This is a genomic window from Nonomuraea sp. NPDC002799, assembly GCF_053592075.1.
Genome location: NZ_JBSFVA010000060.1, coordinates 1 through 12,163 on the forward strand (window position 1 = coordinate 1; position 12,163 = coordinate 12,163).

A 12,163-nucleotide genomic window follows, 5' to 3' on the forward strand; every position below is an offset into this window, starting at 1 on the left:
CCCGCCGACCTTCCTATCTACCACTATAATTCTTGCGGCCCGGCGCGTAAATCCCATCAGGACTGGGGTCCCCCCCCCTCCCCGACTTCGGGGAGGGGCGGCGACCGTTTGCCGCCGTCAGGGATTGATGTGGGTCAGCTCGCTGCTGATCGGCAGATCGGCCCGGCGGGTGATGTTGAGTTTGCGGTAGGTGTGCGTGAGATGCTGCTCGACCGTGCTCACCGTGATGAACAACTTGGCGGCGATCTCCCGGTTGGCGTAGCCGATGGCGGCCAGCGCGGCGACGCGCCGCTCGGCGTCGCTGAGCACCGCGGTCACCTCCGTGCCGGGGGTCCTGGCGGCGGCATCCTCGGGCGCCGGCTCCTTCGACAGGGACCTGAGCAGCGGCTCCGCCCCGCACTCGCGGGCGTACGCGCTCGCCTTGCGGCCCATCATCCCGGCCCGCCGGAACTCGCCCAGCGCGTGGTATGCCTCGGTGAGGTCGCACAGCGCCCTGGCCAGCTCGTAGCGGTCGCCGCCTGCGGTCTGGAGCACTTCGGAGGCGCGCCGGAGCAGCGCGGGACGCTGCGGCAGCTCACTCGCCGCGGCCTTCAGCCGCAGGGTCATCCCCTGTACGCGGGGCGCGCCGGGGCCGCAGCCGCGCAGTTGCTCATCGATCAGCTCGGCGGCCTGTCCGCGGAAGCCCAGGCGCAGGCAGGCCTCGGCCGCCTCGGCCCGCCAGGGAATGAGGCCCGCGACGTCGAGCCGCCACTCCCCCAGGAGCCGGCCGCACTCCTCGAAGTCGTTGAGCGCCGGTCGCGCGTGCCCGGTCGCCAGGCTGTAGCGGCCCCGCGCGTGCAGGTAGTGCAGGCCGTACCGGGTCCTGAACATCGCGTCGGGTACGGGCTGCTCCAGAAGGTCGTTGGCCTCGGCGAACCGGCCCATGGCCGTGGCCGCGATCACCAGCGTGCTCAGCGGACCGCCGGCGGCCACCCCCCAGCTCGCCAGCGGCATGATCTCCAGTGCGAGCCTGGCGTGCCGCTCCGCGCTGGGCAGGTCGCCCTGACGCAGCGCGATCTCGGCGCGGACCGCGAGCAGCCGGGCCTGGCGGCTGGGCGCGCGGCGGGTGATCGCCTCCTCGATGAACAGGTCGCACCACGGCGCCGCGGCCTCGGGCGAGCCGCCGTAGGTGAGCGCGAGCACCGCGTTCTCCACGGTGTCCAGCGAGATGCCGTCCAGCCTGGAGCTGCGCAGGATGCGCTCGACCGTGGCGATCAGGTCCGCGTCGGGCCCCCGGGTCAGCACGGTCTCCAGCGCGGCGGCGGCCTCCCCGCGCCGGTTGGCCGACACCGAGGAGATCGTCATCCGGCTCGGATCGGCGGCGGGGCCCAGGTGCCCGAGGAAGGACGGGCAGACCGAGCGCAACCAGGAGCGCGCGGTCAGCAGCTCCGCGAGCGCGGCCTGGTCCGGCTCGGCGCCGGAGTCGCTGATGTGGTCGAGCACCTGACGCGCGTCGTCGAACCGGCCGTGCCAGAGCAGCGCCTTGGCCAGCACCACCGCGTCGTAGCCGGGCAGGATGCCCCGGTGCATCGCGTCGGTCAGCTCGGGGAAGTGCCCGGCGGAGGCGCTGGGGTTGATCCGCCACTCGGCCCGTACCAGCGCGGTGGTGATCGCGACGCGCTGCTCCTCGTCGGTGCAGGCCTGCCAGGCCAGCTTGAGGTAGGCGACGGCCGGCTCGACCTGCCCGTCGCGCAGCGCCTGCTTGGCGGCGGCCTCCAGCACGGAGACCGCCCACGGCATGGGCGCCTGCCCGGCCCGCAGCAGGTGCTCGGCGACCACGGCCGCCGGGGCGCCGTTGCCGTGGGTCAGCTCCGCCGCCCGGTGGAACAGGCCGGCGCGCTGCCCCGGCTCCATGCCCTCCAGTACGGCGGCGCGCGCGGCCGGATGGCGGAACCCGTCGCCCGCGAGCAGCCCGGCGACGCCCAGCGCGTGCACGGCCCTGGTCACCTCGCCGTGCGGCAGGTCGAGCAGCTCGGCGACGAGGCCGGCCGAGCCCAGCACCGCCAGCCCGCCGGCCACCTGGAGCATCTGCGGGTCGACGCGATGCAGGAGCGAGAGCACGGCCTGGCCGTACCGGTCGCCGGCGACCAGGCTCGCGGGGGGCTCTTCGGCCATCCGCGCCGCGTCCTGGTAGTCCTCGGTGAGCGCCTGCGCCAGCAGCGGGTTGCCGCCGCTGCCGGCGAACCACCCGGCCGCGAACCGCTCCGCCGTCTCCCGCCCGAGCCGCTCGGCGACCAGGTCCAGCACACCGGTCCTGGACAGCAGGGAGAGCTGGATCTTGCGGCAGTGCGGCTGGCGCAGCAGCTCGGTCTGGAACGGGGTCTCGGTGTACGCGCCGTGGTCGGCGTGGCCGAACACCACGAGCACCTTGGCGAAGCGCACCCGCCGGCACAGGTAGGCCAGGCAGGTCAGCGAGGCCGCGTCCGCGTGCTGGGCGTCGTCGACCACGATCAGCAGCGGGTAGCGCTCGGACAGCTCCAGCAGCACGGTGCACAGGGCGTGCACGATCTGCGCGTCCACGTGCTCCAGCCGCTCTGACGACAACGCCGCGTTCTCGCCCTCGTGCAGCAGGTCGAGCGCGCGCTCGCGCTCCTGCGGCTGGAGCGGGGCGTCGTGGATGAGCTGGCTCAGCACACCGAGGGGCAGGCCGCGCTCGGCGTGGGAGCCGGTGGCCGTGATGGCCAGCGCGCCCAGGTCGATGGCCTGCTCCGTCAGGGTCAGCAGCAGGTCGCTCTTGCCGGTGGCGACGGTGCCGTTGACCGTGGCCAGCCGCCCGCGTCCGCCGACGGCGTCGGCGAGCGACCCCGCAAGGGAGGCCAGTGCCTCGTCGCGTTCGATCAGGGCCATGTCAGCCTCCCTTTTTCCGTAGGGTCCGGTCCTCGGGGCCTAGAACTTCAGCGTCTTGCCGCTTGGAGTGCGAAGGTCCAAGGCCGCCCACTTCGACGATTTCGGCCTCTTGATTCTGATCTGCTTCATCACCGCTCCTCTGGGTGCCGTTTCATGCTGACAATGGGACCGTAGAAGAGCGTGCTTTCGAACGTTTATCCGACGGCTATCGGAGCGGGCCGCCGGACGATGTCCGCGGCGCCGGTCCCGCGGATGACGGCGGAGCGGACCGCGGCGAGCGCGGCGGCCGCCACGTCGGCGTCGATGCCGGCGCCCCACCACCGCCGGCCGCGCACCTGGCACTCCGCGTAGACGGCCACCTTCCGGCCCGGCTCGGCGAAGGGCGTGCGGTACACGGCGCGCACGTCGACGCCGGCCGCCGCCAGGCTCCGCGTGGCCTCGGTGCGCCCGCCGCCGACGTCGAACGGCATCCCGTCGATGTGCAGCTCCGCCGTCACCGGCTCGCCGTCCAGCGTCATGGGGGTCGCGGACACGTACTCGGCGTCGAACAGCTCCTTGACCCGCCCGGGGCCGATCTCGCCGCCGGCCGCGTCGGCGTCGGCCTGGACCGTCTTGGCGAACTCCGCCTGCAGCGGGCGCGGCAGGCGCAGGCCGTGCCAGGCGTCCATGATGTAGGCCACCCCGCCCTTGCCCGACTGGCTGTTGATCCGCACGACGGCCTCGTACGTGCGGCCGACGTCCTCGGGGTCCAGCGGCAGGTACGGCATCGCCCACGGCAGCTCGTCCATGGCGGTCCCGCGCCGCCGGGCCTCGCGCTCCATGGCGTCGAAGCCCTTCTTGATGGCGTCCTGGTGCGAGCCGGAGAAGGCGGTGTAGACGAGGTCGCCGCCGTAGGGGTGACGCGGGTGCACGGGCACCTCGTTGCAGTACTCCACGGTGCGCCTGATCGTGTCGATGCCGGAGAAGTCGATGCCGGGGTCGACGCCCTGGGTCAGCAGGTTCAGCCCCAGGGTGACGAGGTCGACGTTGCCCGCCCGCTCGCCGTTGCCGAACAGGCACCCCTCGACGCGCTCGGCGCCGGCCAGCATCGCCAGCTCGGCGGTGGCCACGCCGGTGCCGCGGTCGTTGTGCGGGTGGATCGACAGGCAGACGTGCTCCCGCCTGCTCAGGTTCCGGTCGAGCCATTCGATCTGGTCGGCGAACACGTTCGGCGACGAGCTCTCGACCGTGGTGGGGAAGTTGAGGATGATCCCGCGGCCGGGCTCGGGCTGCCAGACGTCCATGACGGCCTCGCAGACCTCCAGGGAGAAGTCGAGCTCGGTCTGGTTGAACAGCTCGGGTGAGTACTGGTAGCCGAAGTCGCAGTCGCCGAGCGTCTTCTCGGCGTACTTCATCAGCAGCCGGGTGGCCTGCACCGCCATGTCCTTGCACTCGTCCCTGGTCATGCCGAACACCATCTGGCGGAACATGGGGGACGTGGCGTTGTAGACGTGCACGGTGGCGCGGGCGGCCCCTTCCAGGCTTTCGACCGTGCGGTGGATCAGCTCGTCACGCGCCTGCGTCAGCACCGAGATCCGCACGTCGTCGGGGATCAGGTCCCGCTCGATGAGCAGCCGGACGAAGTCGTGGTCGTCCTGGCTGGCCACGGGGAAACCGACCTCGATCTCCTTGTAGCCCATGTCCAGCAAAAGGGTGAACATCGCCAGCTTGCGTTCCGGGTCCATCGGGTTGACCAGCGCCTGGTTGCCGTCCCGCAGATCCGTGGAGAGCCAGCGCGGCGCGGTGGTGATCGTCCGGCCCGGCCACATCCGGTCGGGGAGGTCGACAGGGGGGAACGCCGAGTAGCGGGCGGCGACTCGTCTGGTCGTTCTCATGCTCTCTCCCTCAACTGGCGGTGCCGAAATATGTGGAGTACGAATGCGGGGCCAGCAGCACCTGGACCTTGCACGCGTCCGCCTCGCTGTGCATCCGGAAGATCACGCAGATCTCGGGGTAGGCGGCCACCACTCCGAGGCCGACGAAATATTGATCGCTGTCGAAGATGATGCGATAGAGCCCGCGAGCCAGGGTCAGCGCGGCCCATTCGCTGATGCGGCCGTCCGTGTCCGTCTCCGAGTTCGCCAGGGGCAGCCACAGTCCGTCCATCGCATGCTCCAGGCTCGCCCGGAGACCGCTCACCGATCGGCCGTAGACCCCGTCCACGGCTTCCGCGACGATGCTCATCAGTGGCTCACCCACCTGCCGGAACGTCCGTGACGGGCTCTGGTGCCCGGACGGCGGAGGGGTCCACGGCGCTCAGGGCGCTTGGCTCAGACGACATGACGGCTTCCGATCTCCAGGCATCGGTCTGCCTCAGCTTCACGCGCCCGGTTATCGATCCGCCTTTGCCCCACTATTGCCGGGGGGAAGGTACGGCGATAGCGAAACGATAGAGATCATCAAGGGTGCGGGCGCCTGTCACTCGTCGGCGGTCGCGTCCGCGTGCGCGTCCATGCGCTCGGCGAGCTGGGCGCGCAGGCGCTGCGCCACCACCGTGTCGATCTTCCAGGTGACCTCGACCGCCCTGGCCCGCGCCTCGCGGGACTCCTCGACGTGCCCGAGTGCGGCGTGCGCGTCGCCCAGCATGCTGAGCACCCGGGCCTCGTCGAGCGGCACGCTCACCATGCCGAACTGCTCCAGCGCCTGCCCGAGACAGGTCACGGCCTCGGCCGGATTCCCCTCGGCCAGGAGCAGCTCGCTCAGCCCGGCCAGCGCACGGCCCTTCGCGAGCCGGTCGCCCGAGGTGTTCGCCAGCAGCAGCGCGTGCCGCAGCCGGCTGCCCGCCTCCTCGAACTCGCCGAGGTTCAGCCAGGCCAGCCCCATGCAGTGCAGCACGTACGCCTCGCCCCGGGGATCGCCGGTCTCCTGGATGGCGGCCAGCGCCTCCTCCAGCACCTCCACGGCCCGGCGCGGCTCGTCCTGGCGCAGGTGCGCCTGGCCCAGGCGGAACAGCACCAGCGACTGCACCCGCGAGCCCACGCCCTGCGGCACCAGCTCCCGCGCCTCCGACAACAACCGGGCGGCGGCTTCGGCGTCGTCGCACTCCAGCTTGACCTGCGCCAGGTTGTTCAGCACGTAGATCGTGATGCTGGGGGACCCGGAGCGGCGCGACAACTCCAGCGCCCGCTCGAAATGGGTGGCGGCCTCCTCGAACCGGCCCGTCATCAGGTCCAGGTAGCCCCGGTTGGCCAGCACCACGCCGAGACCCCGCTCGTCGCCGATCTCGGCGAACAGGTCGATCGCGGACTCGAGATCGTGGCGCGCGTCGTCGTAGCGCTGCTCGGAGCTCGCCAGGCCGCCCGTGTTGTAGAGCATGATCGCCTGGCCGCGGCGGTCTCCGGCCTCGCGGGCGGCGGCCAGCGCGATGCGCTGGGTGTCGCGCCAGTCGTCGAAGTAGACGCGTGACTGGAAGAACGTGGCCGCGCCGATGGCCAGACCCCAGCAGATCTCCGTGAACCCCGCCTGCGCCGCCTGCCTGATGCCGGAGACGAGGTTGGTCCGCTCGCGCTCGAACCAGGCCAGCGGCTCCTCGACCAGCCGCTCGACGAGGGCGTCCGGCAGGGACCAGGCCATCGGCGCGCCCAGCAACATCCAGTCCTCGTACTCGCGGCGGCGGGCCGCGTCCACCAGCGAGAGCAGCCCGCTGAGCACGCGGGCCAGCGCCGCGCCGCGCTCGGCGGCCGTCTCCTCGGCCGCCAGCCGCTCGCGGGCGAAGACCCTGATGAGGTCGTGGAAGCGGTATTGGGTGTGCAGGCCGCGCCCGGTGCCGGTGGTCTCCACGAGCTGCGCGTCGGCGAGCTCGTCCAGCAGGTCCTGGCCCTCGTCGATGCGCCGGTCCAGCAGGGCGACGGCGGTCCAGGCGGAGAAGATCGGCGAGTCCAGGATCGCGAGCCGGCGGAACAGCCGCCTGGCGTCCTCCCCGACGCTCTCGTACGTCAGCGAGATGCTCGCCCTGATGCCCATGTCGCCGTGCTTGAGCTCGTCGAGCCGGCGGGTCTCGTCCAGCAGCCGGTCCACGAGCTGCTCGACGCTCCAGTGCGGCCGGGCGGCCAGGCGCGCGCCGGCGATGCGCAGCGCGAGCGGCAGGTGACCGCAGAGCGTGGCCAGCGCCATCGTGGCCTCCGGCTCCGACTGCACGCGTTCGGCGCCGGCGATGCTGGAGAGCAGATCGAGCGACTGCGCCGAGTCGAAGATCTCGACGTCGATGTGGATCGCGCCGGGCAGGCCGGCCAGCCGGCTGCGGCTGCTGATGATCACGGCCGAGCTGTGGGCGCCGGGCAGGAGCGGCAGGACCTGGCTCTCGGAGCCGACGTCGTCGAGGACGGTCAGGACCCGCCGGTCGGCGAGCAGGGCGCGGTACATCTCGGCCCGCTCCTCCAGGCCCTCCGGCATCGCCTCGCCTCTGACGCCGAGGGCGCGCAGGAAGCGCTCCAGCACGTGCCTGGGGCTGACCGGGCGCGAGGAGCCGGCGTGCAGGTCGGCGAAGAGCTGGCCGTCGGGATAGTGCTCGGCGACGCGGTGCGAGGCGTGCACGGCGATGGTGCTCTTGCCGATGCCCGGCTTGCCGACCAGGGCGATGATGGGCACGGCGTACCCCGAGCGGTCTCCCGCCACCGTCACCAGCCGTTCGAGGATCTCGTCGACCTGCTTGGTGCGGCCGGAGAAGTCGGCGATGTCGGTGGGCAGCAGCCGCGGCACGGCCTGCTGCACGTCGGGCGTGAGCACGACCGAGGGCGCGGGCGCCGGCGGGTTGAGGCTCGGAGCCGAGGTGAGGATGGCGTGCTCAAGCTGCTGCAACTGCTCGTTGGGCTCGATCCCCAGCTCGTCGACGATGGTCTGCCTGGCCCGGCGGTAGGCCTGCAGGGCCTCTGCCTGCCGGCCCGAGCGGTAGAGCGCCAGCATGAGCTGGCCGCGCAGCCGCTCGCGGAGCGGCTGCTCTTCAACCAGCGCGGTGAGCTCGCTCACCAGTTCGTGGTGCCGGCCGAGGTCCAGTTCGAGATCGATGCAGTCCTCGTTGGCGGAGACGCGGTCCTCGTCGAGCCGGAGCGCCATGGATTGCACGAGCCGGCTCTGTATGCCCTCCAGCGCGGGTCCGCGCCATAGGGCGAGAGCTTCGCGATAGCGCGTGACGGCCTCGTCGAGCTTGCGCTCCTTGCGCTTCTTGCGCGCCTGGGCGATGAGAATCTCGAAGCGACGGGCGTCGTACTCGTCGTCGGGCACGCTGACGGCGTAGCCCTGAGGCTGAGTGATGATGATGTCGGGCCTGCCGCGTGAGGCGAACAGGCGTCGCAGCGCGGAGATGCAGATCTGGATCTGTGCGCGGGAGGTCGTGGGCGGATCGTCGCCGTAGACGGCTTCCATCAGCCTGGCCATGCTGACCGCACGACCGGTGTCAAGCAGGAGCAGGGCCATCGCCGTCTGCTGCCTGGTTCCCCCGAGGTCCACCCTCCGGCCGTCCAACGTGACTTCGAGGGGACCTAAGATGCCAAATCCCACTCGCATCTCCCGTCGATGCCAGCGCGACCCTTGAACATTTGCGCTTTGTGCCTAGATGATACTTCTTAACGCTTGTCTCGGCTACCGGAATATTAATTACCATCAGCGACGAGAAGACCACCGATTAGGGATAGGTCGAGCAGCAGGCGAGACGGACGATGGACAGCGAGATCTGCGGACCGTCCGTGCTGTCCGCCGACGCGGGGGTGCTCATGCTGGGGACGACGACCATGGCTACGGCGATGATGGCGGCGAGTCTGGCGACGCGGCTGCGCAGGGTCTTCTTCATTGTGGGCCTCGGCTCTTTCTTTAACTTTCACCCGGTTTGCTGTGCTGTATTGAAGGTAAGAAAGAGCGCCATCGACTCGATATCGATTCGCTTCTCCTTCGCCACTCTCTCCAGCGGAATTCAATAACCGCAGGTCAGCCGGGCAATCTCGGAACGCTTGCCACCAGACGGCGGGTGTACGGATGCTCCGGCGCCCCCAGCACCATCGCCGTGGGCCCCTGCTCGACCACCCGCCCCCGCTCCAGCACCACCGTCTCCTCACACAACGACGCCACCACGGTGAGGTCGTGGGAGACCATCACGACCGTCAGCCCCCACCGTTTCCGCAGCTCGGCGACCAGGTCGATGAGGTGGGTCTTGGTGGTGACGTCGAGGGCGCTGACCGGCTCGTCGGCCAGCAGCACGCGGGGCCCGCACACGATCGCCCGCGCGATGGCGATCCGCTGGCGCTGCCCGCCGGAGAACTCGTGGGGATAGCGGCGCGCCGCGTCCTCCGGCAGCCCGACCCAGCTCAGCGCCTCGGCCACCCGGCGGGCCAGCTCCGCGCGCCGGCCGGGCCCCCGGACCACCCCGAGCGAGCGCAGCGGCTCGGCGACGATGCCGTCCACCCGCTGCCTGGGGTCCAGGGAGGAATAGCAGTCCTGGAAGACCGGCTGGACCGAGCGCCGCAGGTGCCGCTCGCGTCCGCGCAGCGCCGCCCCGTCCAGCAGCACCTCTCCCGAGGTGGGCTTCAGCAGGCCCAGCAGGAGGCGTACCAGGGTGGTCTTGCCCGCTCCCGACTCGCCCACGAGGGCCAGGCTGCGGCCCTGGGCGACGGAGAAGGAGACGCCGCTGAGCACGGCGGGGCCGCGCCGATAGGCGAAACCGGCCTCCCTGACCTCCAGCACCGGGCTGTTCATCCGGCGATCCCGTCGAGTGCGCGGTGCAGCCGCCTGGCGCCGTCCACCAGCTCCCGCGTACGGGGATGGCCGGGCGCGCGCACGAGGTCGGCGACCGCCCCCGTCTCCACGGCCCGGCCGTCGTGCAGCACCAGCAGCCTCCCGGCGATGCCCGCCACGACCGCGAGGTCGTGGCCGATGAACAGCAGCCCCGTGCCCGACTCCGTCACCAGGCCGTCCAGCAAATCGAGGACGCCGGCCTGCACGGTGGTGTCCAGCGCGGTGGTCGGCTCGTCGGCGATCAGCAGCGCGGGCCGGCAGGCCAGGGCCATGGCGATGGCCACCCGCTGCCGCTGACCGCCGGAGATCTCGTGCGGATAAGCATCGGCGACGCGCGCGGGCAGCCGTACCTCCGATAGGGCGTCGATAACCGCACGTCGCAGGGCCTGGCCGCGCAGCCCGCGATGGCGGCGCAGCGGCTCGGCGACCTGCGCGCCGAGCCGGCGCAGCGGGTCGAGCGCGGTCAGCGGCTCCTGGAAGACCGCGGCCACCGCACGGCCGCGCAGCCGGTTCAGCCGCCGTTCCGGCGCCCCCACCACCTCCACGCCGGCCAGGCGCACGCTGCCCGCGGCGCGCATCCCCTGGGGCAGCAGGCCCAGGACCGCCAGCGCGGTCAGCGACTTGCCGGAGCCGGACTCCCCGATCACGCCGAGCCGCTCCCCCGGCTCCAGCGCGAAGGACACCCCGGAGACCAGGGCGCGCCCGTCGGCCGAGCGCACGCTCAGCTCGTCCACCTGGAGCAGGGTCATCGGGACCTCCTCAGGGTCGGATCGGCGCTCTCGCGGACGCCCTCCGCGACCAGGTTCGCGCCGACGACGAGCATCGCCAGGAGCAGGCCGGGCGCGACGACGCTGATCGGCGCGGTGAACACCGTCGACTGGGCCTCCCGCAGCAGGTGCCCCCAGGAGGCGTTCGGCGGCGGCGCGCCCAGGCCGAGATACGACAGGCTCGCCTCGGCGAGCACGGCGAGACCGAGCTGCAGCGCCAGGTTGACCGAGAGCGCGGGCCAGATGTTCGGCAGGACGTGGCCGGTGACGATCCGCGGCCACGAGGTGCCCGACGTGCGGGCGGCGGTGATGTAGTCCTGCGCCAGCACCCGCTTGACCAGCACCCGGGTCAGCCGTGCGACGACGGCCGACATGGCCAGGCCGATCGCCAGCACGGAGGCGAGCAGGGACGCCTCCATGGCGGCGACCACGAGCATGGCCAGCAGCAGGGCGGGGAAGGCGATGAGGAGGTCGAGCACGACGGCCAGGAAGTCGTCCAGCCAGCGCCCGGCGAAGCCGGCCGACAACCCGGCGGCCAGCCCCAGGAGCCCGCCGATGACGATCGCTCCGGCACCCGTCACCAGCGCGACGCGGGCCCCGATCATGACCTGGGTGAGCAGGTCCCGGCCGAGCCGGTCGGTGCCCAGCGGATGCGCGGGCCCCGGCGGCGTGAGCCGGCCTCCCGTGGTGTCGGCCGCATCGAAAGGCGTCCAGACCAGCGTCAGCAGCGCCGGCACGGCGATCAGCGCGACGAGCGCGCAGCCGGTCGCCAGCCTGCGATTCACGCCGGCCGGCCCGTCACGGTACGGCGGAGCCGGGGATCGATGAGCCGCTGGAGGAGATCGGCCAGGAAGCCGACCAGCAGCACCGTGAACGTGCTCAGCGCGAGGACGCCCTGGATCACCGGATAGTCGTGCTGGGCGAACGCCTTGACCAGCATGCTGCCGAGCCCCGGCAGGGCGAAGACGGCCTCCACGACGACCGCGCCGAGGAAGGTCGTGGCCAGCTCGATGCCGAGGATCGACACCACGGGCGCGGCGGCGTTGCGCAGGCCGTGCCGGAGGATCGCCCCGCGCAGCGACGAGCCCAGCGCCCGCGCGGTCCGCAGGTAGTCGCTGTCCAGCACGTCCAGGGCCGCCGAGTGCACGTAGCGGATCAGGCCGGCGGACATGATCAGGGTGATGGTGAGGACGGGCAGCGTCAGCGACGTGAGCGCCGCCGCCGGGTCCGCCCAGCCGTCCGGGGGGAACCCGCCGGCCGGCAGCAGCCGCAGGCGCAGCGCGAACACGGTGATCAGCAACATGCCCGCCCAGAAGACCGGGATGGCCACGCCGAGCTGGGTCAGCCCGCCGAGCAGGGAGCCGTACCAGGTGCCGCGCCGGAACGCCGTCAGGAACCCGGCGGGCACCGAGAGGAGGACCGACAGCGTGAACGCCGCGAGCGTCAGCGGCACCGTGACCGTCAGCCGCGCGGCGATCTCGGCGCCCACGGGCAGCGAGCTGACGAAGGAGTCGCCGAAGTCGAGCGTGGCCAGGCCGCCGAGCCAGGTGGCGAACTGCTCGGACAGCGGCCGGTCCAGGCCGAGCGCGCGCCGCACGGCGGCCGTCTGCCCGGGGGTCGCGTCCAGCGCGAGCATCGAGGCGGCGGCGTCGCCCGGCAGCAGTCTGAGCAGCAGGAACAACACCGCGCTCGCGACCAGGAGCGAGACGGCCAGCAGCAGGGTCCTGCGCAGCAGGTAGGCGGCCACG

The 12,163-nt window shown here is 71.9% G+C and carries 9 protein-coding genes; all 9 read right to left on the minus strand.

Features of this window, described 5'->3' with window-relative positions:
* Positions 1 to 117: 117 nt before the first annotated feature.
* Positions 118 to 2,886, minus strand: coding sequence for an AAA family ATPase (locus tag ACWD0F_RS48735; protein WP_449889500.1), 2,769 nt, complete (start codon positions 2,884 to 2,886; stop codon positions 118 to 120).
* Between the two features lie 194 nt (positions 2,887 to 3,080).
* A complete protein-coding gene (locus ACWD0F_RS48740) occupies positions 3,081 to 4,760 on the minus strand; it encodes a 2-isopropylmalate synthase (protein WP_449889501.1) in 1,680 nt (559 codons plus the stop codon).
* Between the two features lie 10 nt (positions 4,761 to 4,770).
* Entirely contained in the window at positions 4,771 to 5,109 is a 339-nt protein-coding gene (locus ACWD0F_RS48745; RefSeq protein ID WP_449889502.1) for a hydroxyisourate hydrolase, read from the minus strand.
* A 234-nt stretch (positions 5,110 to 5,343) separates the two neighbouring features.
* Positions 5,344 to 8,370 (minus strand): BTAD domain-containing putative transcriptional regulator, encoded by a 3,027-nt coding sequence (locus ACWD0F_RS48750; RefSeq protein WP_449889504.1) that lies wholly within the window; start codon positions 8,368 to 8,370, stop codon positions 5,344 to 5,346.
* Between the two features lie 175 nt (positions 8,371 to 8,545).
* Positions 8,546 to 8,710: a hypothetical protein gene (locus ACWD0F_RS48755; protein WP_449889505.1), complete on the minus strand. Its 165-nt coding sequence runs from the start codon at positions 8,708 to 8,710 to the stop codon at positions 8,546 to 8,548.
* A 134-nt stretch (positions 8,711 to 8,844) separates the two neighbouring features.
* On the minus strand, positions 8,845 to 9,609 hold the full coding sequence (locus ACWD0F_RS48760; protein ID WP_449889507.1) for an ABC transporter ATP-binding protein: 765 nt from the start codon (positions 9,607 to 9,609) through the stop codon (positions 8,845 to 8,847).
* A complete protein-coding gene (locus ACWD0F_RS48765; protein ID WP_449889508.1) occupies positions 9,606 to 10,397 on the minus strand; it encodes an ATP-binding cassette domain-containing protein in 792 nt (263 codons plus the stop codon). The genes ACWD0F_RS48760 and ACWD0F_RS48765 overlap by 4 nt, the downstream gene beginning before the upstream one ends.
* Positions 10,394 to 11,200, minus strand: coding sequence for an ABC transporter permease (locus tag ACWD0F_RS48770; RefSeq protein ID WP_449889510.1), 807 nt, complete (start codon positions 11,198 to 11,200; stop codon positions 10,394 to 10,396). Before ACWD0F_RS48770 ends, ACWD0F_RS48765 begins: the two co-directional genes overlap by 4 nt.
* Entirely contained in the window at positions 11,197 to 12,162 is a 966-nt protein-coding gene (locus tag ACWD0F_RS48775; protein WP_449889511.1) for an ABC transporter permease, read from the minus strand. Before ACWD0F_RS48775 ends, ACWD0F_RS48770 begins: the two co-directional genes overlap by 4 nt.
* Position 12,163: the final 1 nt, after the last annotated feature.

Coding starts and splice junctions, on each gene's coding strand:
- ACWD0F_RS48735 (WP_449889500.1), bottom strand. CDS start 2,886: ATGGCCCTGATCGAACGCGACGAGGCACTGGCCTCCCTTGCGGGGTCG.
- ACWD0F_RS48740 (WP_449889501.1), bottom strand. CDS start 4,760: ATGAGAACGACCAGACGAGTCGCCGCCCGCTACTCGGCGTTCCCCCCT.
- ACWD0F_RS48745 (WP_449889502.1), bottom strand. CDS start 5,109: ATGAGCATCGTCGCGGAAGCCGTGGACGGGGTCTACGGCCGATCGGTG.
- ACWD0F_RS48755 (WP_449889505.1), bottom strand. CDS start 8,710: ATGAAGAAGACCCTGCGCAGCCGCGTCGCCAGACTCGCCGCCATCATC.
- ACWD0F_RS48760 (WP_449889507.1), bottom strand. CDS start 9,609: ATGAACAGCCCGGTGCTGGAGGTCAGGGAGGCCGGTTTCGCCTATCGG.
- ACWD0F_RS48765 (WP_449889508.1), bottom strand. CDS start 10,397: ATGACCCTGCTCCAGGTGGACGAGCTGAGCGTGCGCTCGGCCGACGGG.